Genomic DNA, 25,447 nt, shown 5'->3' with positions numbered 1-25,447 from the left:
CCATGAAACACGTGTAGAAGCAGCAGCTTAATGGCCGCATATGCCCCGGACTTCGATGTCGTCATCATCGGCGCTGGCGTTATCGGTTTGTCAGCCGCGATGGCAGCCGGCAAGTTGGGCCACAAAGTTCTGATTCTGGAACGCAATGCGAGTTATGGCCAGGAAACCAGCGCGCGAAACAGCGAAGTTGTTCATGCTGGAATCTATTATGAACCGCAGTCATTGAAAGCTCGCATGTGCGTTGCCGGCAGGCATCGTCTATATGAATTTGCGGCAGAAAACGGGGTTCCATTCCGGCAATGCGGAAAATTGATCGTCGCAAATGCTGAATACCAGTTGGCTGCGCTAGAAGCCATAGCCGTTCGCGGGGAAACATGCGGCGTCAGCGATATCCAATTCGTCAATCGCAGTGAATTGGTAACGATTGAACCGCAATTGAAGGGTATCGGTGCGCTGATTTCCCCGTCCACCGGCATCATCGATTCCCACGCATACATGACCGCGCTGCTTGGCCATGCGGAAAGTCTGGACGCGCAGTTTGTGGCGGGCTGTCAGGTTTCGGGCATCAAGTCTGCCGGAAACTCGTGGCAGATTTTCACAACAGACGATGCGGAGGAAAGCGTTACAACCCGCGCAGTCATCAATTGCGCTGGCCTGTGGGCCTCAGAAGTGGCTGCAATGGTTGAAGGACTGCCGGGTGGCTGCATTCCCTCAACGCGATACGCGAAAGGCAGTTATTTTTCATACAGCGCAAATGTGCCATTTTCCCACCTGATCTACCCGCTCCCTGAACCTGGCGGCTTGGGAATACATCTAACTCTCGATCTTGCAGGAAGAGCGCGTTTTGGACCCGATGTGACGTGGATTAAAAGCCTTGAATACGATGTCAACATCAGCTCACGGGACCGTTTCGCCGATGCCGTTGCCAAATTCTGGCCTGAGGTAGATCGAAGCCGCATGTTTCCTGATTATGCGGGGGTCCGCCCTAAATTGTCAGGGCCGGCCGAAGCCGGGGCGGATTTCGTGGTTTCCGGGCCGGCGCATCATGGGCTCGACGGCTTGGTCAATCTTTTCGGAATTGAATCACCGGGGCTGACATCGTCATTACCTCTTGGTGAGATGGCGGCAGACCTTGCCTGCACACATTTCTAAACCCCGGAAATGTCCGAAAGGCATCGGATCAGCTTTCAACACCTTGATCCCGCTATTCTTTTAACGCTGCCATTCTCCAGCATGTTTGGTAAGTGGGGGTTCAGGCGCAACGAACGATAGCCTTGCTGCCGCGTTCAATACCATTGAAATCTACCCGGTTTGGGCTATTCCCCGGCGTTGATAGCCCTAACATCGCATTGCGTAGTACGCAAACTAGACTGAGAGAATACCCGGCATGGAAAACTTCGCACTGATTGGCGCAGCCGGCTATATTGCTCCGCGCCACATGGCGGCCATCCGCGATACCGGAAATCGCGTTGTGGCAGCCCTTGATCCGAGCGATTCAGTCGGAATCATGGATAGCTATTTCCCTGACGCGCACTTTTTCACGGAATTTGAACGGTTTGACCGCCATATCGACAAATTGCGACGCAGCGCCGACGCAGAAAAAGTCAATTATATATCGGTCTGTTCACCCAACTACCTGCATGATTCTCACATGCGTTTCGCGCTGCGTTCCGGAGCTGACGCAATTTGTGAAAAACCGTTGGTTTTGAACCCGTGGAACCTTGAAGCCTTACTGGATGTGGAGCGCGATTCCGGCCATAAGATTCATACAATCCTGCAACTTCGTCTGCATCCTGCGATTATCGCACTTAAGCAGCAAATCGCATCGGCACGTAAAGATACCAAGCATGAAGTTGACCTTACATACGTCACGTCGCGAGGGCGGTGGTATTCGCAGAGCTGGAAAGGTGATGACCGGAAGGCCGGCGGGATAGCGACGAATATTGGCGTTCACTTCTTTGATATGCTGCACTTCATATTTGGCGGGTTTCAGGAGCAAATAGTCCATGTGTCCGAGCATGATCGGGCCGCAGGATATCTTGAATATGAACATGCGCGCGTGCGCTGGTTTCTTTCCCTCGACATCGACGATGTCCCGGCAGAAGAACGTGTCAAGGGCCTCCGAACCTTCCGCTCCATCACGGTTGATGGCAGCGAGATAGAATTCAGTGGCGGTTTCACCGATCTGCATACCCGGAGCTATGAGGAAATTCTTGCTGGCCGCGGTTTTGGCCTGGAAGCCAATCGGTCTGCTATCGATGTGGTGTCCGCCATCCGCAACGGCGCAGCCGAACCAGGGCGAGGCGATCGGCACCGTGCGCTAGGTGCAGGGTAATGGCCTATACAATTCACCCAAGCGCCATCGTTGATGAAGGTGCGACAATTGGCGATGGCTCGCGAATTTGGCATTTTGTGCATGTTTGCAGCGGCGCTGTGATCGGTGCTGGCGTTTCGCTGGGGCAAGGGGTGTTCGTCGGAAACAAGGTACGCATCGGTGATAAATGCAAAGTCCAGAACAACGTGTCGATTTACGACAACGTCGCACTGGAAACCGGCGTTTTTTGCGGACCCAGCATGGTGTTCACAAATGTCTATAATCCTCGCGCACTTGTTGAACGCAAGGACGAATACCGCGACACACTGGTCCGCGAAGGCGCTTCGCTGGGCGCGAATTGTACCATAGTCTGCGGTATATCGATCGGCGCCTATGCATTTGTGGCTGCTGGCGCAGTCGTGAACAAGAACGTGCCCGATTTCGCCTTGATGGCAGGCGTCCCTGCGCGTCAGATCGGTTGGATGAGCGCCTACGGGGACAAGCTCGATCTTCCGCTCCAGGGCGAATGCGAGGCGCATTGTGCTGCCACAAACGATCTCTACCGGCTTTCGGGAGGCGTGGTTACGCGCCACCAGCGCAAAGCGGATAGCGCATCATGATCCCCTTTGTAGATATGGCCGCCCAACGGGCGCGACTTGGTAATGGGCTGGATGAGGCAATTGCCAGGGTTCTGGATCATGGCCAGTTTATCCTTGGTCCCGAAGTAGCGGAACTCGAAGCCCAGCTTGCTACTCTGGCGGGCGCCGAAAATTGCATTTCGTGCGCAAATGGCACCGATGCCTTGCAAGCAGCCCTGATGGGCTTGGGTGTGGGCCCGGGCGATGAAATCATCACCCCAAGTTTTAGTTATATCGCTACTGCCGAAGCCGCCGCCCTTCTTGGCGCCGTGCCGGTGTATGTCGATATTGATCCGGCCACCTATAATATCGACCCGTCAGCAATTGAAGCTGCAATCACCCCGCGAACGAAGGGGATCATCCCGGTCTCCCTTTATGGCCAATGCGCCGATTTCGATGCGATAAACCAGATTGCCGAACGTTTCGGGCTCTTCGTAATTGAAGACGGCGCGCAAAGTTTCGGTGCCCGCTACAAGGCCCGCGCATCCTGCGGCCTGACTACAATCGCAACGACCAGCTTCTTCCCCACCAAACCGTTGGCATGTTATGGTGATGGTGGCGCAATCTTCACCAATAATGCTGCGCTAGCAAAGATTGTCCGCCAGATTGTCCGCCATGGTCAGGACCGGCGGTATCATCATGTGCGCGTAGGCATAAACAGCCGCCTGGACACGTTGCAGGCGGCGATCCTGCTGCAGAAGTTGACCATTTTTGAGGATGAGATCAAAGCGCGCAATGCGGTTGCGAGCCATTATAAACGCGCATTGCGCGATAGCGCTGGCATCGAACTGCCCGAGATCGCGCCGCATAATGAAAGTGCCTGGGCGCAATTTACGGTGAGAGTTGAAAACCGTGATGCGGTTCAGGCGGTTCTGAAGGCAGCAGGCATCCCCACTTCGGTCCATTATCCAGTCCCGCTAGCGCGGCAACCTGCGGTTGCTTCTGAAAAAATTCTTGACCTTCCTCATAGCGAAGAAGCGGCACGAACCGTTATGAGCCTGCCTATGCATCCCTATCTGGATGATGCTACGATTGACATGATTGCAGCGGAACTGAAATCAGCGGTCGAAAAAACCAGTACTTCGCCTGAAGCCTGACACATACACACACACAATAAGCTGGGTGCATCGCCCAGCTGGAGAATAGCATGAACATTCAAGGTAAAAACTTGCTGGTTATCGGAGGCGGAGGCCTGATTGGATCGCATACGGTCGATGCTCTTTTGAAGCATGACGTCGACTCGATCCGGATTTATGATAATTTTGCGCGTGGCAGCAAAGAAAATCTGGCTGACGCGGTGAAGGATCCGCGGTGCAAGATATATGATGTCGGCGGCGATATCCTGCAAACAGATATCCTCGATTCAGCGATGAAGGATATCGATGGCGTGTTTCACTTCGCGGCACTCTGGCTGCTGCAATGCCATGAATATCCCCGGTCGGCATTCAATGTGAATGTGGCGGGAACTTTCAATGTCATGGACGCATGCGTTCGTAACGGTATTGACCGGTTGGTCTATTCATCGTCCGCTTCGGTATATGGCGATGCAGTGACTGATCCGATGGAAGAAGACCACCCGTTCAATAATCAAAATTTTTACGGCGCGACCAAGATTTGTGGCGAAGCGATGTTGCGCGCTTACCATCACAGATATGGGCTCGATTTTGTCGGTTTGCGCTACATGAATGTCTATGGCCCACGTCAGGATTATCATGGCGCTTATATCGCCGTCATTATGAAAATGCTCGATGCGATTGATCGTGGTGATGCGCCTACCATTATGGGGGACGGCTCTGAAGCGTTCGACTTTGTTGCAGTGGAAGATTGCGCGCTGGCCAATGTACGCGCGATGCAGGCCGATGCCACCGATGAATTTTATAACGTCGGGACCGGCGTTCGCACGAGCCTGAAGGAACTGGCCCAGAAGCTGATCGATCTGACGGGTAGCGACAAGGAAGTGCAATATGCTGAGCGCAGCCAGGCCACTCTGGTACGCAACCGCATCGGCAGCCCCAAGAAAGCATCGAACGAAATCGGATTTACTTCCGAGATCGATCTTGATGAGGGCCTTCGTCGCCTGATCGACTGGCGCGCCGCGCACAAGGAAGCCGTCGCCACGAGGCGCATGGCTGTAGGCTTGTCAGAATGAGCAGCGCCCCTGTCATGAATGTACCGATTGCTCGTACAGCCCTTACCGAAGCCGAAATCGAAAGCGTCCTTGGTCCATTGCGCAGCGGATGGCTGGTGCAGGGACCAAAAGTGCGAGAATTTGAGACCAAGTGGTCAGATTTTACTGCCGCCAACCATTCGCTGGCGGTAACTTCCTGCACAACTGGTCTGCATTTGGCGGCAGTAGCGCTTGGGCTTGGTGCCGGGGATGAGGTGATCGTCCCAGCGTTTACGTGGATCGCTACCGCCAACATTGTCGAGCACCAGCAAGCCAAAACCGTGTTCTGCGATATTGATCTTGAAACATTCAATATTGATATTCCCGCCATGGAAGCAGCCATTACGCCGCGGACCAAGGGAATTATCCCAGTTCACCTGTTCGGCCTGCCGGCAAACATGGATGCTGTAAATGCTGTGGCAAAGAAGCACGGATTGTGGGTGATTGAAGACGCAGCCTGCGGTTTCGGCGCCACTTACCACGGCAAGCATGTGGGCACTCTGGGTGATGCCGGTTCATTCAGCTTCCACCCTCGTAAAGCCATCACCACCGGTGAGGGGGGGATGGTGACGACCAATAATGCCGACTTGGCCGAAACCATTCGCCAATTGCGCGATCATGGTGCAGCGATGTCCGACCATCAGCGTCATCTTGGCCCTAGGCCTTACCTTCTGGCAGATCATCCGCTGGCTGGTTACAATCAGAGAATGACTGACTTTCAGGCTGCGCTGGGTGCAGCCCAGATGGATCGCGCCGCCAAGATCGTGACAGAGCGCCGACGGTTGGCCGCGCGATTTGACGAGGCGTTCGCCGGGCTCGACTGGTTGCGTACTCCGCAGGAGCCAGATGGTTGCAAACATAGCTACCAAAGCTACCCGTGTTTGTTCAAAGCAGCCGAAATCAGGCCGGACACGGTCAAACGCATAAACGGTGAACGCAATGCCTGGATGGAAGATCTGCAGGCAGCGGGCGTGTCCACAAGGCCGGCGACCCATGCCGTCCATATGCTGACCTATTACCGCGAAAAATACAGCCTGCGCGAAGAGGACATGCCCAACGCATTTGCGGCAAATGACTGCTCAATTTCCCTTCCTCTGTTTCATGGCATGACGGAAGCAGAGCAGGATTATGTCATCGCGACAGTATTGAAGGGGCCCGCCTGAAAAATGTGCGGAATTGCCGGCCTTATTCAACTGGACGGCGCGCCAGTTGCCCGCGGCGTGCTGCAACAGATGACGGATGCCATTGCCCATCGTGGTCCCGACGGGGAAGGCCACTGGGCTGAAGGCAATGTTGGTCTGGGTCACCGGCGGCTGGCTATTCTTGATCTCACCGATCAAGGGGCGCAGCCCATGGTCAGCGTCGAGCATCGATTTGTGCTCGTCTATAACGGCGAAATTTACAATTTCCGTGAATTGCGCGCCGAGTTGGAAAACGCGGGGTACTGGTTCCGGTCGGACTGCGATACCGAAGTCGTTCTCAATGCCTTTTCTCACTGGGGAACAGGCGCTATTTCCCGTTTCAACGGGATGTTTGCGTTTGCGATCTGGGACCGCAAAGACCGCAAGTTGGTGGTTGCTCGAGACAGATATGGCGTAAAACCCATTTATGTTTCGCGACAGGGCAACAGGTTCGTTTTTGCTTCTGAACAAAAGGCAATTCTTGCTGATCCTGCTTTTTCTCGCAATTTGGACAAGCAGGCGCTGGTTGAGTATTTTACCTTCCAGAACCTCTTTACTGATCGCACGTTACTGCAGGATATCGACCTGCTTCCAGCGGGCCATTTTGGCGTCATTGACCTTGGTCATGAAAGCCCGGCGCTGGAACTCACCCAGTATTGGGATTATGAATTCCGCGAGCCGACCATCCGTGCGAGCGACCAGGAGTATCGTGAGGAACTGGATCGGCTGTTCAATCAAGCGGTCAAACGCCAGCTGATAAGTGACGTGGAGCTGGGAAGCTATCTTAGCGGCGGCATGGATTCCGGATCGATTACCGCTATTGCCGCAAAAAGCTTTCCCAATCTCAAGACCTTTACCTGCGGTTTTGATCTTAGCTCCGCTTCTGGAATAGAGCTGGCCTTCGACGAACGCGTGAAGGCCGAGGCCATGTCGGCCAAGTTTCGGACAGAGCATTATGAAATGGTGCTCAAGGCAGGCGATATGGAGCGGTGCTTGCCTGAATTGGCGTGGCATCTTGAAGAACCTCGGGTGGGTCAGAGCTACCCCAACTATTACGCAGCCCAGTTGGCCAGCCGATTTGTCAAGGTCGTCATGTCCGGGGCTGGCGGCGATGAACTGTTTGGTGGATATCCCTGGCGCTATTACCGCGCGGCTGTCAGCGATGATTTCGATCATTATGTCGACCAATATTACGGATATTGGCAGCGACTGGTGAACAACCGTGAACTCAAACGCATTTTCAGTCCGGTTGCTACGGAAGTCAGCACAGATCCTGCAGGCACGAGAAAAATTTTCCGTGAAGTGTTCGACACGCATCAGAATAAGCTGGAACGCGCTGAAGACTATATCAATCACTCACTATATTTCGAAGCCAAGACGTTCCTGCACGGCTTGTTTGTAGTCGAAGACAAGCTGTCGATGGCCCACAGTCTCGAAACGCGTGTGCCGTTCATGGATAATGACCTGGTCGATTTTGCCATGCAATGTCCGGTTTCGCTAAAGCTGAACCGGCTGCAGGAAGTCGTGCGGATCAACGAAAATGATCTGACCAAAAAGGCGCAAGGCGTCTTTCAGAAGACCAGCGACGGAAAGCAGATTTTGCGGGACATGATGTCACGCTATATTCCCGAAGATATTACCAAGGCGCAAAAGCAAGGCTTTTCATCGCCGGATGCGAGCTGGTTCAAAGGGGAAAGCATCGATTTCGTCCGCAATCGCCTTATGAACGGCAATGCAGCTATCTATGACGTTCTTGACCGGTCTGCCGTGCAAGAACTCGTCAACGAACATCTCGACGGGCATGAAAACCGGCGCCTTCTCATATGGTCCTTGCTGAACGTCAACGAATGGATGGAGCAAATCTTGTGACGGGATTCCTGACCCAGTTGAGAGACATGTTAACAGCCCGCCGTGAGAAGTTGAAAAACGAGTATGATCGCGTGTTGCCGTTTGGTGACTATGTTTCTGATCGCTGGGAAAAAGCGCAAGCCCTGGGGTTTGGAGAAGGCACGTCCATCTACGATAGTAGCCATGTCTTCGGAGAAGTGTCAGTGGGGGCCAATACATGGATCGGACCATTTACCATCCTCGACGGGTCGGGCGGCCTTCAAATTGGCAGCAACTGTTCGATTTCTGCAGGCGTGCAGATTTACAGTCATGATACGGTAGATTGGGCCATCTCGGCCGGACGCGCCGAATATAAGCTGGCTCCGACCAAAATCGGAAACAATTGCTATATCGGCCCCAATTCGGTCATTGCCAAAGGCGTAAGCATAGGTGACCAAGTTATCATCGGAGCAAATAGTCTTGTAATTCAGGATGTTCCTTCAGGCGCCAAAGCCTATGGCAACCCAGCCCGGATATCTTCGGATACCGCTTCTGAATCATCGAGGGACTAAATGACTAATACTTTCCATGCAATTTTCGACGCGTCAGTGAAAAAGCCGATCGAGCTTTCGGAACGTTACGCAAGCCTGACCGATGTGTCTGGTGCCGAAAATCAGCAACAGACGAACGATGTTTTCACAGAAAAGTGGGACAAATACGCAGCTACTGACGAGTTGGAGAAGTTTTATGCTTTTCAGCGCGACTGGTACCTGAAGCTTTATGGCTTCGACAGCGAGGCAGCGCTTGCCACGCATCTCGGCAAATGCCGCATAATTGTCGATGCAGGGTGCGGCCTGGGCTACAAGGCGGCGTGGTTTGCCCGGCTGGCGCCTGGAGCGGTTGTGGTCGGCATTGACTATTCGGGGGCGGCCAAGCAGGCATCTGAACTGTTTGGCGAGCTCGACAATCTCTTTTTCCTCCAGGGGGACATTGCGAAAACACCGTTCAAAGATGGCGCAGTCGATTATGTGAGCTGTGATCAAGTGATCATGCACACAGAAAGTCCGGAAGCCACTTTCGCTGAACTCTCGCGCATTACCGCCAGTGCAGGCCAATTTGCGTGCTACTTTTACGCCAAGAAGGCGTTGCCGCGTGAACTGCTGGATGACTATTTCCGCATGCATTGCAAGGAAGTGACAAGTGAGCAGTTGTGGGAGATGTCCGAACAGCTCACGGAACTGGGCAAACGCCTGAGCGAACTTACGGTGAACATTGATGTCCCTGAAATCCCGCTTCTGGGAATCAAGGGCGGTGAAATGGACATCCAGCGGTTTGTTTACTGGAATTTCCTTAAGTGTTTCTGGAACGAAGAACTCGGAAAAGACACGTCAATCGTAACCAACTTCGACTGGTATAGCCCGAGCAATGCGCGTCGCTTTAGCGAAGATGAAGTCCGGCGCATTGTTGCTGACAATGGTATGAAAGCTGCAACTTTTCACAGCGAAGAAGCTGCCTATTCCGGCCGCTTTGCCCACTCGACCGTTCCGGACTGAGGCATAATGCACGACCATTCCAATCTTTCCCTGACCAATCACAAGGTCTGTAACCGCTGCATTTACGACGAGCGCGTTGCCAGCATCAGTTTCGATGAAAGCGGCGTTTGCAACTATTGCCATCAGATTGACGACTTGATCGACGAATACGGCACCGGCCTTCCCAAGGGTGAAGCACGGCTCGCTCAAACGGTCGAGACCATCAAGCGCGAGGGCCATGGTAAGAAATATGACTGCGTCATTGGTGTCAGCGGCGGAACTGACAGTTCCTACATGGTCCATCTGGCGAAGGAATGGGGGCTGCGGCCACTTGCAGTCCATTACGACAACACCTGGAATTCGGCGATTGCGACGCAAAATATTGAAAAAGTTCTGCGCCCGCTGAATGTCGACTTGTTCACCTGGGTGGTCAATAACAAGGAAGCAGATGATATTTTAGGGCGTTCTTTCTGGCTGGTGTGCCGGAATTGGAAGCTTCGACAGATCTCGCCTATGCAGAAGTACTTCAGTATGCAGCCAATAAATATAACGTCGGCACGATTTTGGAGGGCCACACCTTCGTCAATGAAGGCATAACACCGCTAGGCAAGAATTATTTCGACGGGAAATACATCAAGGCTATTCATGATCAATACGGCAGTATGCCGATGAAGACGTATCCACTGATGACTTTCAACAGGATGATGTATTGGTCAGCAGTTGCCCGGATCCGCAAGCTGAGGCCGTTTTGGTATGCCGATTATTCCAAGGAAAAGGCGCGCGATTTCCTCGAAAGTGAATTCGGGTGGAGCTATTATGGCGGGCACCACCTCGAAAATCGGATGACCGCTTATTTTCATTCGGTCTATCTGCCCGAAAAATTCAACGCTGATATGCGGAACAACACGCTGTCGGCACTGGCGCGGCAAGGCAAGATGTCTCGCGAGGAAGCATGGGCAGAATACAATGCTCCGCGCCATGTCGAGGAAGGGCTGGTTTCATATTTCAAAAAAAGACTGGAACTCAGTGATACAACATATGACAGGATAATGGCTGAAAATCCCAAGAATTGGACGATGTTTCCTTCATATAAAAAGCGTTTCGAAAGATTCCGCCCGATATTCGAGATCCTTGCCGACCGAGAACTGGTTCAACGCAGTTTTTACATGAAATACTGCTTTCCTATCAAATATAACGAAGCGGGGCCTGCCAAGTGAGCTATTTCACTTACGCTGCGGCTCAGCAGATGCTTTCGTCACTCAATACCCGATTTGGCTTATTTCCTTTGGCCGATTGGCGTGGTCAGCCAGGTATTATCCTGAGGCATGATATTGACCTCGACGTACAGCCGGCCCATCGCCTTTCCATGGCGGAAAGCGACATTGGCGTGCGCGGTACGTTCTTTTTCATGACCACTGCCCAGACCTATAATTGTGGTTCGTCTGCAAACCGCAGGCTGATCCGGGAAATGGCAAATGCCGGGCACGAGATTGCGCTGCATTTTGACCCGTCGATCTATAATGAGGTCGATCCAGCGACCTTGGGTAATTTGGCGCGATTGGAAGCTGCGTTGCTTGAAGACATCTGCGGAATGCGGATTGGTTCTGTCAGTCTGCATAATCCCAGTGTGGCAAATAATTATCCAATGCTGCCCGGATGGCTTAACGCGTATGACGATCAGATATTCACGCCCGAAATATACCTGTCGGATTCTCGGATGAATTTCAGGTCCGACCCGATGGACTTTTTCGATGAAGCTGGGGACCGCACCCACCAGTTGCTGTTGCATCCGATGCATTACTCTGACGAACCGCCGCTATATCCAAGAGCGCAACTTGATTATCTGCGCCGGATGGCTGGCGAACTTGATGCTATTTTCAGCCCGAATTCGACATATCATGAACGGGTGGGCGATCAGTGGTACGACATGCTGCGCCAGGATGCGGCGGCATGGAAAAAAAGCTCGTGAATATATACGCGCTCAGTGCGGTTGGCGCCGGCTTTGACCTGGTTCACGCGCTCATGGCAAGAGGTGTGGAACTGGCAGGCGTAATCAGTCTGTCTGATGCCCGGGACCGATCCGCTGTGTCCGGATTCCAGTTGGCATCGAGCGCTCGCCTGCCAGCAGACATGCCAGTGTTCGAAGTCGATAGCTATCCTCTTGCATCAGATGCTGCCAAGCAATTGCTGACTGGCATTGATATTGATGTATTGATCGTGGCAGGGTGGCAGAGGCTTGTGCCGGGCTGGCTGATCGATCATTGCAATCTGGGGGTAATCGGCCTTCACGGGAGTGCCAACGGAATTAGCGCAGGCCGTGGACGTTCACCGCAGAATTGGGCCTTGATAAGTGGTTCCGACGGTTTTGAGATCGCGGCTTTTCTTATCGATTCCGGTGTGGATTCCGGCCCGGTTCTCGCATCCGCACGGTTTGGATATACAGTGCATGACGACATCGCTTCCAGTTATCAGAAATCCATGCTGCTGGGCGCGCAAATGATTGCGCGCGCACTCAAGGATTGGGACCACAGTGTCAGGAATGCAGTGCCCCAGACTTCTGGCGAAGTTGCATATTTGCCGCAGCGCATTGCAGAAGACGGAGCAATCGACTGGACGCTCCCTGCCACGGTAATTTGCCGTCATGTTGCTGCACTGACAAAGCCCTATCCTGGCGCCAGCACAGTCATCGACGGGCAGGAAATGAAAATCTGGCGCGTGAGGCCTATTGGGGATCTGCCGCTCGAACCGCCGGGCGTGCCCGGTGAAATCATCAGCGTTTCCAGGCAGGGGGATTTGGTTGTCGCGACAGGTGACGGCTATGCCATGTTGGAAAAGAATGATTTTGACAGTGCAGCGCGCGGCTTGCAGGTCGGCCACATTTTCAGCTCACGGCCGTTTTCTGAGACGATTGACGCTATCATAAATCGCCACGTGGCGAATTTCCCGGATCAACCTCTGAGTGCAGACATCATCAAACTAGGTACCAAGCGGCCATGATAACAATTGTCGATTACGGCATGGGCAACATGGGGTCCGTACGCAATATGCTGCTGCGCGCCGGTGTTGACAGTGTTGTCACTTCGAGTGCGGAGGGCATCAAGCAAGCAACGCGTATTATCTTGCCAGGTGTTGGTGCGTTTGATGCAGCCATGCGGCGGTTGGAGCAGTCGGGCCTACGCGATGCATTGGATGAAAAGGCGCTCACGGAAAAAGTGCCGGTGCTTGGAATTTGTCTTGGCATGCAATTGCTGTGCAATGGTAGTGAAGAAGGCACCTTGAAGGGCCTTGGCTGGATTGATGCAAAAGCCACCAGGTTAACGCACACAGAAGAGTTGAAGGTTCCACACATGGGCTGGAATGTCGTAAGGCCCGTGCGCCCGTCGCCGCTTGTGGACAATCTCGGCGAAGAAGCGCGGTTCTACTTCGTCCATAGCTATGCGGTTCATGTGGCAGACCCCGCATCCTCGCTGCTGAAATGCACTTACGGGATTGAATTTGATGCGGCCATAAACCGCGGCAACATTTACGGTGCGCAGTTTCATCCGGAAAAAAGCCATCGTTTCGGTATGGCATTCCTCAAGGCATTTGCAGACATCCCATGTTGAGAACCCGTATCATTCCCGCCCTACTGCTGGATAATGAAAGCCTTGTAAAAACCAGGCAGTTTCGAAAACCAGGATATGTCGGCGACCCCTGCAATACACTTCGGATATTCAATGAACTTGAAGTCGATGAGATCGCCTTTCTGGATATTACGGCGACCCGTCAGGGCCGCGAGCCGAATTTTGCCCTTCTGAAAGATATCGCAACAGAATGTTTCATGCCGCTTGCCTATGGTGGCGGAATAACCAGCCTGGACCAAGCTGCACGTATCTATGGCACTGGCTTCGAGAAGGTTATTCTTAACAGCTACCCACACGAACGGCCCGAGATAATCTCCGAAATTGCTGAAGTTTACGGCTCACAGGCAGTGGTGGCTTCAATCGATGTGGGTAAATCGCTCTTTGGGCGGCCCACCTTAATGACCCATGGTGGGCGCAAACGCCAACGTCCCGATCCGGTGAGTTGGGCTGTAGAAATGCAGCGGCGCGGCGCAGGTGAAATCTTGTTGACGTCGATTGAGCGCGAGGGAACCTGGAGTGGTCAGGATATCGCTTTGGTCAAGGAGGTTTCCGAAGCCGTCAACATTCCAGTCATCGCCCAAGGCGGAACGCGTAGTATCGGTGATATGGTTGAGACCGTGAAGCAAGGCGGGGCATCGTCAGTCGCGGTCGGATCAATGGTAGTTTACCAGAAGAAGGATTTCGGTGTCTTGGTGAATTTTCCTGAACGATCGGCGCTGGAAGAAGCGTTTTTGGCATGACAATGGTTGCAAGCGTACCTGCGCTCATAATTGCTGCCGCAGGTGTGATGACCTTTGTGATTTCAGCCGTGCAATCCCATATCAATGCCAAACACGGTACTGATCACGCCGTTCACAGCTTTCTTATTCGCTGCATCCGGCAAAATAATTACCGACTATTCGTTCGTATTCCCAATCTGATAAACAAGGCATATATCGGTGCTTTGCCGTTATACCTACACTGGATTTTTGCGCACTTCTCGCCCGGCATCATGCGTAGGGCCGAGCGGTTGATCAACCCTTTCATGAACGCTTGTCAAGTGTTGCTGGTGGCGATGGTCGCTGGCTGGGCAGCCGGAATGAATGTGTATTTTGCGGCGATTTGCGCGCTTCTTTTTGCCCTCACGCCTCAGTTTTATCATGCATTGAGCGCGCGCAATTTCGGGCTAAGCGCGCGCAGCCTCGGCTTGTTTTTCCTCACCGCTGCGATTGCGGGCGGGTATCTGGTGGAAGCTGATCCGACGTCGATCAAAGGATGGGGCCTGCTAATCATATCGTGTTATCTGATCTGGGCATTCAGCACTTTCGGGGCGCAGGCGCTGATCCTGATTAGTGTTCTGGCCGCACTTCTCACGGGGCATTTTCATACAATCGCTGGAGCAGTGGCCGGGCTGATTGTATTTGTCTGCCTCCACCCGCGATATTCTCTTGGATATCTATACCACACCTACCGTTTCATTCGAGCATACAGCGTCGAACTTGCGCCCGTGTACGTTTTGTCGCGCCGTTATAGTATATGGCGCGACATCATTCGCGATATCTGGATCAGGATTGCGAAGAATCCCAAGGACGGATTGCGATATGCGTACGAAAATTCTCTGATCGTTTCCGCATTGTTAAATCCGCTGTTTATCGTGGCCATTCTGGGTAAGATCACAGTTCTTGGGCAGGACGAACCGCTAGTGGCCTATGCCTGTGATTTCGCTTTGGCCGGGTGGGCTGCCATGCTGGTGACATCGCTAAGGCGAACCAGGTTTCTGGGCGAACCGGAACGGTATGTCGAAGCCACCACCCCCTGGGCCGTTATCGGCGGCGCTGCTGTATTGCTTGGTTTTCTTTCCGAAAGATATTCGGTCGAGGCTGCTGATACGGCCGGCTTTGGTTTGGGCCTGGTATTTCTGGCTGTTGTGGCCATTCAGGTGGCAGGTTCGAAGATTCTATCCAATTACCTGAACAGCAAACCGCATCAGATCGAAGATGCGATGAAGGCAATATCTGCCGGCAGTGTGGATGGCGAAGCGGTGCGGTTTTGCAGCAATAACGAGCAGTATACCAAATTGATGTTGCCCAATGACTGGCAGTTTTCATACTGCATTGCTGTCGGTCACGGATATTGCGGCATGGCCATAGGTGAGGCATTTTCCCAATTTCCGTTCTTGCACCGCGAAGCGCTGGAAAAAATCGTCGCAACCTACAAGATCAATGCTTGCGCGCTTGACCGGGCATTGTTCGAGGACATTTTTGAAAATCCGCCTGCCGATCTTCTCAAGATCGAAACACAGTTTCTATCTGAAGGCTTGCGAGTCCTCAGGCTGGAATGGGCAAGCCCCATGACTGCTCCGGCCACCTCGGCTGTCGGTGGCTGATGGGGCGTGAATTTCTTTCGTAACTTCCTGATTTACGGACTTGGTGCCGCAGCCAGCCGATTGGCCGCAGTTTTTCTGGTGCCGCTATATACCCGAACGTTGTCGATTGAATCATACGGCGAGCTCGAAGTTCTGCTGGCGCTGCACTTGGCAGGGGTGCTGCTTTCGGGCCTGCAAAGCGAATCTGCGCTGCTTCGCGACTACTATGCAGCAAAGGAGCGAGGAGAGCTTGCAGGTCTGGTGTGGGGCGCGTTTTCGATCAGCCTTGGCGGGCTCATCGCGCTGGCGCTAGGTATTGCGGCAGTCTGGCTCATGGGGATGCTGCCACTCTATATCGCACAGAATATAGGTTTGCTTCTGGTGCTGACTTTTCTGGCCCAACTGCTTGGGCTGCAACTTATCATTCTGCGATTTGCCGGCACGCCGATCGCATTTTCAGTCGTTTCTTTCCTCGATCTGGGCCTTTCGGCCGTCCTGAGTGTCATATTCATAGTCGGGCTGGACCTGGGGGTGCCTGGCGCGATCCTCGGCATGGTGTGCGGCAAATCGATCTGCGTGCTGGTTGCCTGGCTGCGCACATTCGGCCGCCCCGGCTGGCCTTGGACCAGCAACGCAATAGTGCGTCAGATGCTCGCCTATTCTCTCCCCACAATGCCGTCTGTCATGCTTGGCTGGTTGCAGACAAATGGCACTAGAGTGCTGCTGGCAATCTTTCTTACATTATCGGATGTCGCGATAGTGGGCGTATCGATCCGGGTAGCCGCCCTGTATGGTTTTGTTGTTTACGCGTTCAGAATGGCTTGGGAACCCATCGCCTTCAAGAACATCGACGAGGCGGATGGTGACCCGAAACTATATGCGCGGGCACTGCAAATCTACATTCTTGCAATGTTCCCGATGGCAGGAGTTGCCATTCTTGCAGCGCCCGTGCTGGTCAGCATTTTTGCGCCAGCGGAATACGGGGCAGCGGTCGCCATTACCGGATTTTTTGTCATAGGCCAGTTCTGGCTTGGCGCCACCAGCATTACGTCAATTGGCATTCATGGTGCGCGGGTCACTTCGCGGCTCACTTATGTATTTGGCGCCGGTGCAGCCATAAACTTCCTGACCCTGGCCCTGTTGAGCCAGTCAATGGGAATGCTAGCTGCCGCTATCGGCTTTCTGGCAAGCCAGATCGTCGGAACCATCCTTGCTGCATGGTATAGCGAGCGCCATTTTTCGACCAATTTTCATGGACGTTCGCTGGTCTGCGCGGCCATTGCGAGCGCAATTCTGGCAGTAGGATCCTTCGAAATATACAGACCCTTTGCCGATCCAGAGGTCAGCCGATGGACGACGTATTTGCCCTATTTAGAGATGGCATGTCTGGTTGCAGCCTTGGCTGCGATAATTTCCGCATGGGGGATCGAGCGCGAGGTTCTGGCAGCGGCCAATTCCGAAGTGCGATCCCTACGTTCAAGATTCAGGGTTTTGCTCAAGTGATTGATAAGCTAGCAGCGGGATGCATCGCCCGCCGCGCCGCGGCATGCACGAAAGTGTGATCACTCCGAGGGAAAAGACATTGTTGCTGATCGTTGCTCTATTCCTGATTATTGGCGGCATCATCGCGGTTACATCAAACCCGGATATCTTCTCCCCAGCCAAATTCTATTTTGCCTTCTTCATCCTTTTCCATGTCGGAATCATCGTCCAGCCGCCAGAAAATCTGGTTTACGGTTTGATTTTCGTGACTTTGGCGATCGGTTTGCTGATTGCTATCGTCGAAGCAGTGAAGGTTCAATACGATTTGCCGGCGGCCAAACTGATCGCGCCACCAACAGGTGCGGTCGATCGTGTGGCGAGCATCGGGGCGGCGCTGTTTTTTTGCATCATTTCCCTCCCCGCCGTTTTTGCACAATTTTACATGATCTATGAGTTTGGTGGGTTTTCCGGATACATCGCGTCGCTCAATACACGTGTTGTCGACTGGAGCGGATTTGGCTGGGCGCGCACGCTCATCTCCATGATGGTCGTCATCAATGTGGCGTTTTTTGCTGTCGGGCTCATTGCAAAGCGGCCGCTAATCTTCTGGGCGCTGTTTGCTGGCCATTTCGCCTTTGTACTATTTTTCGGCTCACTTTCGGGCTCGCGCAGTGGCTTGCTCAACATCTTCGCGTTACTCTTGGTCATATTCCATTATTTGCGCAAACCGATTGGGGCTGGTTTCGCGTCTTTGATGGTTACGGCCATGATTGGTGGTGCATCCCTGCTTGGAATTGCGCGAAATGGTCTGACCTTTTCGAACGGAGAATTGACCACTGGCCTTTCCACAGCAGGCAACAATTTCAGCTTCAATTCGTTTTTTTACGGCGTAGATCCGCTTAATCTGATTGTCGCCACGCAGCCTATGCCGCTCGCGCATGGCTCGACTTTTCTGTCATTGTTCACCAATGCGATCCCCCGCTCCATCTATCCAGAAAAGCCCGATACCGGCGGCGTTTTCTTTACCAAGAGTTACGCAGGTGATGCGTGGGAAGGTTTTTCGAATTTGACGCCCACATTTCAGGGTGAATGGATCATCAACTTTGGCTGGGCGCCCGGCATCATTGGTTATCTGATCAGCTATTTTGCGATCTTTCTCGCCATCCTGGGCGCATATCGCACCTTGCTTCGAACACGCGGTCGGCAGCGCGATGCGGTTTTTGCCATCGATGTTGCGATTTATGTAACTGTCCTCTGGTCTGCGATCGGCTTGATGATTGGCGAAATTACAGCAACCATTTTGGGCCTGTTGCTGAACCAGCTATTTCCCCTTTTCGCAATGCGAGCATATTTCTCCTATCGTAAGAATGTTGCTGCTCGCGTGGGCGGCAAGCGGGCACGTTCGGGTCAGCACGGCACGGCGCCACGAGGGCGGTTGGCCGAGCCGCAGCGCTTCATGGCTGATCCTCGAACAGCGGATGTGAAGTGATGAGAATACTTGTTCTGGGTGCGTCGGGAATGTTGGGCAATGCGGTTATGCGCATATTTGTGCAAGACCCCGGCACCTGTGTTTTTGGCACAGTGCGGAGCGCATCGTCAGCAAAGTTTTTTGATGCTGATCTTGCTCCGCAGTTCATACCTCACATTGACGTGGAGAGGTTTGAGGATCTGATCGCGGCGATGAATATTGCGCGCCCGGATGTGATCATCAACTGCATCGGAGTGGTCAAGCAATTGTCTGACGCCAATGATCCGTTGGTGGCATTGCCGATAAATTCTCTTTTGCCCCACCGTCTGGCTCGGCTGGCCGCTGTGGGCGGTGCGCGCTTGATCCATATGAGCACAGACTGCGTGTTTTCTGGTAACAAGGGGCTTTATACCGAAGACGATGCTCCGGATGCGTATGATTTATATGGCCGCAGCAAATTGCTCGGTGAAGTTGATTATCCAAACGCGATTACGCTGCGCACTTCGATTATCGGGCATGAGCTGGCTGGTTCGCGCAGCTTGCTGAACTGGTTTCTGGCGCAGGAAGGTGAAGTAAAAGGCTTTGGCAAAGCAATTTTCTCTGGTCTGCCTACGGTGGAAATGGCGCGTATAATTCGCGATTACGTCATTCCAAATGCAGGCTTGTCTGGTGTGTATCATGTCTCAGCGGCACCCATCGACAAACTCGCCCTGCTTCAACTCATCGCCCAGACTTACAACAAGACGATCACAATCATCCCGAGTGATGATCTGGTCATCGATCGTTCGCTGGATTCGTCCCGGTTTCATGCAGCAACCGGATACTCTCCCCTTCCATGGCCTGCGCTTGTCGCGGAGATGGAATCATTTCGTTAAAGAAAACATATGTTTGAAAACAAGACATTGCTCATCACTGGCGGCACCGGGTCGTTTGGTAACGCCGTCCTCAACCGATTGGTCGATGCGAATTTCGGGGAAATCCGCGTCTTCAGCAGGGACGAAAAGAAGCAGGAGGACATGCGGATCGGCCTGCAGAACGAAAAGGTGAAATTCTATATCGGCGATGTGCGGAATGCGGACAGCGTGACAGATGCGATGCACGGTGTGGACTACGTATTCCATGCCGCTGCGCTGAAGCAGGTTCCGTCCTGTGAATTTTATCCGATGGAAGCAGTGCGCACCAACATTCTCGGCGCGGAAAATGTCATGCGGGCGGCCATTGCTGCAGGGGTGGACCGATGCGTGGTGTTGAGCACTGACAAGGCTGTTTATCCCATCAATGCGATGGGCATGTCCAAGGCCATGATGGAAAAGGTGATGGTTTCCAGCTCCCGGATATGCGGGATCAAGGACTCGGTTTTATGCGCCACCCGTTATGGCAATGTCATGGCTTCACGGGGGTCGGTAATTCCCCTGTTTATCTCGCAACTTCTGGCGGGCAAGGAACTGACCATAACCGACCCCAACATGACGCGGTTCCTGATGTCGCTGGAAGATTCGGTTGATTTGGTGCTTTACGCTTTTGAAAATGCCCGCCCTGGCGATATCTTCGTGCAGAAGGCTCCGGCGTCTACTGTTGCAGACCTCGCGCAAGCTCTCAAAGAGCTTTTAAACCGCGATAACCCGATCCGTGTCATTGGCACCCGCCATGGTGAAAAACTATATGAATCGCTTGTCTCCCGCGAAGAAATGGCCAGGGCGGAAGATTGCGGTGAATATTATCGTATCCCGGCCGACAGCCGCGACCTGAATTATTCGCGCTACTTTGTCGAAGGTGAGATCGAAATTTCTGAGATCGAAGACTATACATCGCATAATACCGACCGTCTCGATGTCGAAGGTGTCAAACAGGTCCTGATGAAATTGCCCGAGATAAGGGGTCTGGTTGGTGCGTAAACTGAAAGTCATGACGGTCGTAGGGACGCGGCCGGAAATTATCAGATTGTCGCGAACAATCGAATGTCTTGATCGCTATTGCGACCATATTCTGGTGCATACTGGTCAGAATTACGATTACGAACTCAACCAGATTTTCTTCGACGATCTCGGAGTTCGCAAACCTGATCATTTTCTTGACGCCGCTGGTCAGTCAGGTGCTGAAACCATCGGTAATGTCATAATTGCTCTCGACAAGGTTTTGGCAGAGCAATTGCCCGAAGCATTACTGATACTTGGCGACACCAACAGCTGTCTTGGAGTGATACCCGCCAAACGCCGCAAAATACCAACTTTCCACATGGAAGCGGGCAACCGTTGCTTCGATCAGCGTGTGCCAGAGGAAATCAATCGGCGGATCATTGATCACACTGCCGATATCAATCTGACATACAGTGACATTGCGCGCGAGTATTTGCTCCGCGAAGGCCTGCCGCCCGATCTGGTCATAAAGACGGGCAGCCCGATGTACGAAGTGCTGCATCATTATCTTCCGGAAATAGAATCTTCAGATGTGCTGGACCGGTTGGAATTGACGCACGGGAAATATTTCGTTGTCAGCGCCCATCGCGAAGAGAATGTCGATCCGGAACCAAGCCTTCGCCGGCTGGCTGCGACCCTTAATGAAATCGGCGCTAAATTCGAATTGCCGATCATCGTTTCTACCCATCCGCGGACGAAGAAGCGCATCGATGCGCTGGGGTTGGAGTTTTGCCCGCAAGTGCGTCTGTTGAAGCCTCTTGGCTTCATTGATTACAACAAATTGCAGATCAGCGCTAAGGCTGTGCTGTCCGATAGCGGCACTATCAGTGAAGAGGCCGCAATCCTGAATTTCCCCGCGTTGAACCTGCGGGAAACGCACGAGCGACCTGAAGGCATGGAAGAGACTTCGGCAATGATGGTCGGTCTGGATGCAGATCGCATTATGCAAGGTCTGGCCATTCTGGAAAACCAGCCGCGCGGGGACGAAAGGCTGCTTCGCCTGCCTGCAGATTACAGCATGCCTAATGTCTCGGAAAAGGTCTTGCGCATCATCCATAGCTACACAGATTACGTGAACAGGACCGTCTGGAAGCGATACTGAGTTCGTTATGAGAATTGCGCTTATTGTCGAACATTTTCCTCCGATGCGGACGTCTTGCGCTGTGCAAATGCGCGACCTTGCTCGCGAATTTTACTCACGAGGGGTCGATGTTACAGTTCTGGTTCCCTCTTCCGGTCAGGAAGAAGCCTGGGTGATCGATGATTTCGAGGGCATCGAAGTCATCCGTCTCAAAGCCCCTTACACCAGAGATAGGGGCAATCTGGTTCGGGCTCTCGGCGAATTCGCGATGCCCTTTGCGATGCTTAGGAGTCTGCGTGCCTCACCGGCAAATGTGCGGCGCTACGACGGCGTAGCATGGTATTCACCTACCATCTTTCTAGGTCCACTGGTGCTCGCGCTGAAGCGGCAGAGTGATTGTTCTGCTTATCTCATCTTGCGCGATATTTTCCCGCAATGGGCGGCCGATCTGGGCATTATGAAACGCGGTCCTGCGTTCCACCTCCTGAACCAGGTTGCAAAGTTCCAATACCGCGTTGCTGATACTATCGGCGTGCAGGCAAAGGGGAACCTGACATTCTTTGCTGATGAAAACGAATATGGCAGCAAGTCAGTAGAAGTTCTGCAAAACTGGATGCAGGTGCCGCAACATGCACATTGCTCCATAAATATCTCTCAGACCCGCATCGCAGGCAGGCAGGTGTTTGTCTATGCAGGCAACATGGGGGTGGCGCAGGGAATGGACAGACTGCTCGACCTCGCAACCCGAATGCAGAGCGATCCCAGAGCGGGCTTTGTATTTGTAGGGCGCGGTGATGCGGTGGATAAATTGAAAGCGAAAGCAGACGAACGTCAACTAACGAACATCTTGTTTTTTGACGAGATCCATCCTGACGAAATCCCGGGCCTGTATGCGCAGTGCCATGTGGGGATGGTCGCGTTAGATCCGCGCCACACATCGCACAATATTCCAGGCAAGTTCATCTCGTACATGCACGCCAGCTTGCCGGTGCTGGCCATCGTAAATCCGAATAATGATCTGGTCGACATCATTAATGACGAGGGCGTTGGCTTCGCTTCCATCAACGGTGACGGCGCGGATCTTCAGCAGATGGCCCAACGCATGCTCGATCTGGGCGCCGAATTGCAGGCCATGCGGGACAATGCGGCAAGATTGGCCAACGCCCGCTTTTCAGCATCCCAGGCAGCCCGGCAGATAGCATCCGCGCTTGGTATGTCGAATAACTCTGACGGGCCCCGAAACATTGAAAAAGGCTCCGACTGAAATGAGACTGGCCGTCGTAATGCTGACGAATGGATCGCTTAGCGGAGGTGCCGCGAAGCATCTGCGTATTGTGATGCCAATGCTGGCACTAGACCCGCGTATCGAACGCATACGAGTGTTCGTGCCCGAAGGATCAGCGCACATCCTGCCCCATAACATCGATGTGTACGAATTTCCCGTTAGCGGCCCAGGCTCGGGTTTCAGAAAATTGAAAACGGCACTAGCCCAATACGGACCGCAGGTACTGTTCATTCCGTCCGCTCGCTATCTCGCTACTCCCGGTGCCAGAACCGTGACGATGGTTCGAAACATGGAACCGCTGGAAACACCGTTTGGCGGCAACACGATGATCGACAGGATGAAAAACCTCGGCCGGCGTTATGCCGCCTGGAGTTCCTGCAGGAAAGCCGATCGCATCATTGCGGTGTCCGACCATGTCGCAAATTATCTGATCGGCCGCTGGTCTGTGCCGCCAGCCAAGGTCGCAACCGTCTACCATGGGGTTGAAACTCCACCAGAACCAGTTCGGCCGGAGACGTTACAGTCACTGGGCAACCGGCCTTTTGTTTTTTCTGCAGGTTCCATTCGCCCGGCGCGCGGCCTGCACGATCTTGTCGAGGCGATGGCGCAGCCCTCGGTGCCATCTGACCTGCAACTGGTTTTTGCAGGCCAAGTTGACGCTGGTGCGGAGGCTTATGAAACTTCGCTGCATGACATCGCAGAACGCCATGGTATCTCGGATCGTATTCATTGGGCAGGCAGGCTCGGCCATGCAGAAATGTCCTGGTGCTTCAAGAATTCAGATCTGTTCGTAATGACCTCACGCGCGGAAGCCTGCCCCAATACCGTTCTGGAAGCACTTAGCCATGGCTGCCTTTCAGTGAGTGGCGCAAATCAGCCTATGCCGGAATTTTTCGAAGATACTGCGGTCTATTATGATAGCGGGGATCCTGCTTCGCTGGCGGTAAAGATGGTTGAAGCACTGAACGCATCAGCCAGCCAGCGCGAGGAAATGCGGGCCGCCGCCGCCCTGCGTTCACTGGATTTTACATGGGAAACCTGTGCCAAGCGTACCGCAGAGGAACTGGAGCACTCTCTAGCTTGAAGATCGCGGGCGATGCCCGTTAGCGCGTCTTTGATCAGGCCAGAAATCCGCTCAGGCCAACAGTAATTGCCTGGCCTTCTGAAAGCCGGTTCAGATCATATTCCGATCCACTTGCGGCGTCGAAAAACTGGATAGTCAGGGTCTGGGATCGACTGTTTTTCTCGCCTCTCGATGTAAAACCTGCCCGCGCAGTCAGTACCGTTCCGGTAGAGCTGCGGTGAACGGCGCATTGAATTGCCTGATCTTCCGGAGCCGTCTTACCCTTGGTATCCAGCATTATTTTACTCGGTGAATCGGCAGCAATGCGCGCGCCGGTGGCAAAAACATCGCCAAGTTCCAGTGCCATGGGGGTTTTGCCGAACCAATGGCGCGCGGCGCCAATTCCCGACACATGATGCGACGGTAATTCTGGGTTGCCAATCGATCCTATGCGATGTTGCAGGACGCCCTGCAGGCGCGTCAGTTCAATTGAAAACGCGTGCCATGCCTGGTTGCCCAAAGAAAATGCACCGGAATGAACGTCAATACGGGCAAAAACATTGGCTCCGGTAAATCGCCGCGGATCGGTCCCGCCCCTGAACTCGCCACCGATTTTCATCATGCCATTTGAAATTACGTAATCCTGGCCAAGCAAATGAACGCCGGTGAGAGCCCATTCATCGTAATTAAGATTATCTACTTCGAAAAAATGACTGAAACTGGTCGCCTTGGCTGTCGATACGAATACGTCATGCACATGGCAATCTCCCGTTATGCGGAGGGGAACGCCATTACTGCTAGTCGCTTCCAGATGGAGTCCGCGTATAAATGTCCCGGCCAGATCCGCGCCAGTATCGCGCGATTCCATACAAATTATATTTTCAACCTGATTGCCATTGCCGTTGATTTTGATGCCAGTAGCACATCTGAGCAGAGTGATGTCCCTGATTATCCCGACATTGCCATCCACTTTCAAGCCCACCCCATTGGGCGCTTCTCGCATCCATAATCCTGTCAGGACACCTTCCGTCCCAAACTGGATGCCTTCTGAACCGAATTCACAAATGTGTGTGAGGCGCGGTTGGTTACGGCCGTAAAAGGCGAGGCCGGATAACATAAGTTTTTGTGCGCCATTGCCCCGGTCACTCCACCATTTTCCTGATGTCCCGTCAGCGCACCAGAAATTGGAACTTTGGCGGCCTGTGCCGATAATGGTCGTGTAAGGATAAACGGTAACATTGCCGCAAAGGTAATTCCCGGCTGAGACCATCAGCGCACGGGGCGGACCGCGGCCTTCAGAATAGGCCCAGTCGATAGCCGCCTGAATTGCAACGGTGTTGTCTGTTCCTGCACTCTTTTGCGGATCAAAATCGGCGATTGCGCCAAATTCTTCGAGAAATTTGAAATCGCTAACGCCGGCAGCCTTCGCGGCATCAGCGGGACTGGTCGTACTTATTTGCGTTGCAGCAATCAACGCAGGCGCACTCTGGGAAAGCAAATTGCGTCTGGTCAAATCCATTCAACGG

24 protein-coding genes are annotated in these 25,447 nt (G+C 53.3%); 23 read left to right on the top strand and 1 reads right to left on the bottom strand.

The window, feature by feature from the left end; genetic code table 11:
• Positions 1 to 30: 30 nt before the first annotated feature.
• The 23 genes from GRI44_RS10420 (at position 31) to GRI44_RS10315 (ending at position 23,942) form a co-directional block, all read left to right on the top strand.
• The gene (locus tag GRI44_RS10420; protein ID WP_160601728.1) at positions 31 to 1,152 is read left to right on the top strand and encodes an NAD(P)/FAD-dependent oxidoreductase; all 1,122 of its coding nucleotides are present in this window, start codon (positions 31 to 33) and stop codon (positions 1,150 to 1,152) included.
• A gap of 235 nt (positions 1,153 to 1,387) precedes the next feature.
• Entirely contained in the window at positions 1,388 to 2,335 is a 948-nt protein-coding gene (locus tag GRI44_RS10415; RefSeq protein ID WP_160601727.1) for a Gfo/Idh/MocA family protein, read from the top strand.
• The gene (locus GRI44_RS10410; RefSeq protein ID WP_160601726.1) at positions 2,335 to 2,934 is read left to right on the top strand and encodes an acyltransferase; all 600 of its coding nucleotides are present in this window, start codon (positions 2,335 to 2,337) and stop codon (positions 2,932 to 2,934) included. Before GRI44_RS10415 ends, GRI44_RS10410 begins: the two co-directional genes overlap by 1 nt.
• 14 nt (positions 2,935 to 2,948) lie before the next feature.
• Entirely contained in the window at positions 2,949 to 4,049 is a 1,101-nt protein-coding gene (locus GRI44_RS10405; RefSeq protein ID WP_269800998.1) for a DegT/DnrJ/EryC1/StrS family aminotransferase, read from the top strand.
• A 50-nt stretch (positions 4,050 to 4,099) separates the two neighbouring features.
• Positions 4,100 to 5,101, top strand: coding sequence for an NAD-dependent epimerase/dehydratase family protein (locus GRI44_RS10400; protein WP_160601724.1), 1,002 nt, complete (start codon positions 4,100 to 4,102; stop codon positions 5,099 to 5,101).
• Entirely contained in the window at positions 5,098 to 6,282 is a 1,185-nt protein-coding gene (locus tag GRI44_RS10395; protein WP_202386318.1) for a DegT/DnrJ/EryC1/StrS family aminotransferase, read from the top strand. The genes GRI44_RS10400 and GRI44_RS10395 overlap by 4 nt, the downstream gene beginning before the upstream one ends.
• A gap of 3 nt (positions 6,283 to 6,285) precedes the next feature.
• Positions 6,286 to 8,169, top strand: coding sequence for an asparagine synthase (glutamine-hydrolyzing) (gene asnB / locus GRI44_RS10390; RefSeq protein ID WP_160601723.1), 1,884 nt, complete (start codon positions 6,286 to 6,288; stop codon positions 8,167 to 8,169).
• Complete coding sequence (locus tag GRI44_RS10385) at positions 8,148 to 8,699, top strand: acyltransferase (RefSeq protein WP_160601722.1); 552 nt, start codon at positions 8,148 to 8,150, stop codon at positions 8,697 to 8,699. The genes asnB and GRI44_RS10385 overlap by 22 nt, the downstream gene beginning before the upstream one ends.
• The gene (locus GRI44_RS10380; protein WP_160601721.1) at positions 8,700 to 9,680 is read left to right on the top strand and encodes a class I SAM-dependent methyltransferase; all 981 of its coding nucleotides are present in this window, start codon (positions 8,700 to 8,702) and stop codon (positions 9,678 to 9,680) included.
• A gap of 6 nt (positions 9,681 to 9,686) precedes the next feature.
• Positions 9,687 to 10,256: an adenine nucleotide alpha hydrolase family protein gene (locus GRI44_RS13910; protein WP_202386317.1), complete on the top strand. Its 570-nt coding sequence runs from the start codon at positions 9,687 to 9,689 to the stop codon at positions 10,254 to 10,256.
• Positions 10,148 to 10,876, top strand: coding sequence for a hypothetical protein (locus tag GRI44_RS13905; RefSeq protein WP_202386316.1), 729 nt, complete (start codon positions 10,148 to 10,150; stop codon positions 10,874 to 10,876). The genes GRI44_RS13910 and GRI44_RS13905 overlap by 109 nt, the downstream gene beginning before the upstream one ends.
• A complete protein-coding gene (locus GRI44_RS10370) occupies positions 10,873 to 11,628 on the top strand; it encodes a polysaccharide deacetylase family protein (protein ID WP_160601720.1) in 756 nt (251 codons plus the stop codon). Before GRI44_RS13905 ends, GRI44_RS10370 begins: the two co-directional genes overlap by 4 nt.
• Positions 11,610 to 12,656, top strand: a complete 1,047-nt coding sequence (locus GRI44_RS10365; protein ID WP_160601719.1) for a methionyl-tRNA formyltransferase — start codon at positions 11,610 to 11,612, stop codon at positions 12,654 to 12,656. The genes GRI44_RS10370 and GRI44_RS10365 overlap by 19 nt, the downstream gene beginning before the upstream one ends.
• Positions 12,653 to 13,264, top strand: coding sequence for an imidazole glycerol phosphate synthase subunit HisH (gene hisH, locus GRI44_RS10360; RefSeq protein ID WP_160601718.1), 612 nt, complete (start codon positions 12,653 to 12,655; stop codon positions 13,262 to 13,264). The genes GRI44_RS10365 and hisH overlap by 4 nt, the downstream gene beginning before the upstream one ends.
• Positions 13,258 to 14,022 (top strand): AglZ/HisF2 family acetamidino modification protein, encoded by a 765-nt coding sequence (locus GRI44_RS10355; RefSeq protein WP_160601717.1) that lies wholly within the window; start codon positions 13,258 to 13,260, stop codon positions 14,020 to 14,022. The genes hisH and GRI44_RS10355 overlap by 7 nt, the downstream gene beginning before the upstream one ends.
• Positions 14,019 to 15,647, top strand: coding sequence for a hypothetical protein (locus GRI44_RS10350; RefSeq protein WP_160601716.1), 1,629 nt, complete (start codon positions 14,019 to 14,021; stop codon positions 15,645 to 15,647). Before GRI44_RS10355 ends, GRI44_RS10350 begins: the two co-directional genes overlap by 4 nt.
• 6 nt (positions 15,648 to 15,653) lie before the next feature.
• Positions 15,654 to 17,129 (top strand): lipopolysaccharide biosynthesis protein, encoded by a 1,476-nt coding sequence (locus GRI44_RS14140; protein ID WP_160601715.1) that lies wholly within the window; start codon positions 15,654 to 15,656, stop codon positions 17,127 to 17,129.
• A gap of 79 nt (positions 17,130 to 17,208) precedes the next feature.
• Positions 17,209 to 18,597 carry an oligosaccharide repeat unit polymerase gene (locus GRI44_RS10340; RefSeq protein WP_160601714.1) on the top strand — a complete coding sequence of 463 codons (1,389 nt, stop codon included), beginning with the start codon at positions 17,209 to 17,211 and terminating at the stop codon, positions 18,595 to 18,597.
• Positions 18,597 to 19,451, top strand: coding sequence for a dTDP-4-dehydrorhamnose reductase family protein (locus GRI44_RS10335; RefSeq protein WP_160601713.1), 855 nt, complete (start codon positions 18,597 to 18,599; stop codon positions 19,449 to 19,451). The genes GRI44_RS10340 and GRI44_RS10335 overlap by 1 nt, the downstream gene beginning before the upstream one ends.
• A gap of 9 nt (positions 19,452 to 19,460) precedes the next feature.
• Complete coding sequence (locus GRI44_RS10330; protein WP_160601712.1) at positions 19,461 to 20,471, top strand: polysaccharide biosynthesis protein; 1,011 nt, start codon at positions 19,461 to 19,463, stop codon at positions 20,469 to 20,471.
• Entirely contained in the window at positions 20,464 to 21,594 is a 1,131-nt protein-coding gene (gene wecB, locus GRI44_RS10325; protein WP_160601711.1) for a non-hydrolyzing UDP-N-acetylglucosamine 2-epimerase, read from the top strand. The genes GRI44_RS10330 and wecB overlap by 8 nt, the downstream gene beginning before the upstream one ends.
• Before the next feature lie 67 nt (positions 21,595 to 21,661).
• Positions 21,662 to 22,837, top strand: coding sequence for a glycosyltransferase family 4 protein (locus GRI44_RS10320; RefSeq protein ID WP_202386314.1), 1,176 nt, complete (start codon positions 21,662 to 21,664; stop codon positions 22,835 to 22,837).
• A gap of 1 nt (position 22,838) precedes the next feature.
• Positions 22,839 to 23,942: a glycosyltransferase family 4 protein gene (locus GRI44_RS10315; RefSeq protein WP_160601709.1), complete on the top strand. Its 1,104-nt coding sequence runs from the start codon at positions 22,839 to 22,841 to the stop codon at positions 23,940 to 23,942.
• A gap of 34 nt (positions 23,943 to 23,976) precedes the next feature.
• Here GRI44_RS10315 and GRI44_RS10310 read toward each other — a convergent pair whose 3' ends face one another.
• A complete protein-coding gene (locus tag GRI44_RS10310; protein ID WP_160601708.1) occupies positions 23,977 to 25,395 on the bottom strand; it encodes a hypothetical protein in 1,419 nt (472 codons plus the stop codon).
• Positions 25,396 to 25,447: the final 52 nt, after the last annotated feature.

The organism is Allopontixanthobacter confluentis (assembly GCF_009827615.1).
GTDB lineage: Bacteria > Pseudomonadota > Alphaproteobacteria > Sphingomonadales > Sphingomonadaceae > Allopontixanthobacter > Allopontixanthobacter confluentis.
Note: the sequence above shows the minus strand (reverse complement) of the source record. Positions and strands in the feature narration are given on the sequence as shown.

Coding starts and splice junctions, on each gene's coding strand:
- asnB (WP_160601723.1), top strand. CDS start 6,286: ATGTGCGGAATTGCCGGCCTTATTCAACTGGACGGCGCGCCAGTTGCC.
- GRI44_RS10385 (WP_160601722.1), top strand. CDS start 8,148: ATGGATGGAGCAAATCTTGTGACGGGATTCCTGACCCAGTTGAGAGAC.
- GRI44_RS10350 (WP_160601716.1), top strand. CDS start 14,019: ATGACAATGGTTGCAAGCGTACCTGCGCTCATAATTGCTGCCGCAGGT.
- GRI44_RS10335 (WP_160601713.1), top strand. CDS start 18,597: ATGAGAATACTTGTTCTGGGTGCGTCGGGAATGTTGGGCAATGCGGTT.
- hisH (WP_160601718.1), top strand. CDS start 12,653: ATGATAACAATTGTCGATTACGGCATGGGCAACATGGGGTCCGTACGC.
- GRI44_RS10420 (WP_160601728.1), top strand. CDS start 31: ATGGCCGCATATGCCCCGGACTTCGATGTCGTCATCATCGGCGCTGGC.
- GRI44_RS13910 (WP_202386317.1), top strand. CDS start 9,687: ATGCACGACCATTCCAATCTTTCCCTGACCAATCACAAGGTCTGTAAC.
- GRI44_RS10355 (WP_160601717.1), top strand. CDS start 13,258: ATGTTGAGAACCCGTATCATTCCCGCCCTACTGCTGGATAATGAAAGC.
- GRI44_RS10410 (WP_160601726.1), top strand. CDS start 2,335: ATGGCCTATACAATTCACCCAAGCGCCATCGTTGATGAAGGTGCGACA.
- GRI44_RS10395 (WP_202386318.1), top strand. CDS start 5,098: ATGAGCAGCGCCCCTGTCATGAATGTACCGATTGCTCGTACAGCCCTT.
- GRI44_RS10405 (WP_269800998.1), top strand. CDS start 2,949: ATGGCCGCCCAACGGGCGCGACTTGGTAATGGGCTGGATGAGGCAATT.
- GRI44_RS10415 (WP_160601727.1), top strand. CDS start 1,388: ATGGAAAACTTCGCACTGATTGGCGCAGCCGGCTATATTGCTCCGCGC.
- GRI44_RS10330 (WP_160601712.1), top strand. CDS start 19,461: ATGTTTGAAAACAAGACATTGCTCATCACTGGCGGCACCGGGTCGTTT.
- GRI44_RS10400 (WP_160601724.1), top strand. CDS start 4,100: ATGAACATTCAAGGTAAAAACTTGCTGGTTATCGGAGGCGGAGGCCTG.
- GRI44_RS10380 (WP_160601721.1), top strand. CDS start 8,700: ATGACTAATACTTTCCATGCAATTTTCGACGCGTCAGTGAAAAAGCCG.
- GRI44_RS10365 (WP_160601719.1), top strand. CDS start 11,610: ATGGAAAAAAAGCTCGTGAATATATACGCGCTCAGTGCGGTTGGCGCC.
- GRI44_RS10320 (WP_202386314.1), top strand. CDS start 21,662: ATGCGCGACCTTGCTCGCGAATTTTACTCACGAGGGGTCGATGTTACA.
- GRI44_RS10315 (WP_160601709.1), top strand. CDS start 22,839: ATGAGACTGGCCGTCGTAATGCTGACGAATGGATCGCTTAGCGGAGGT.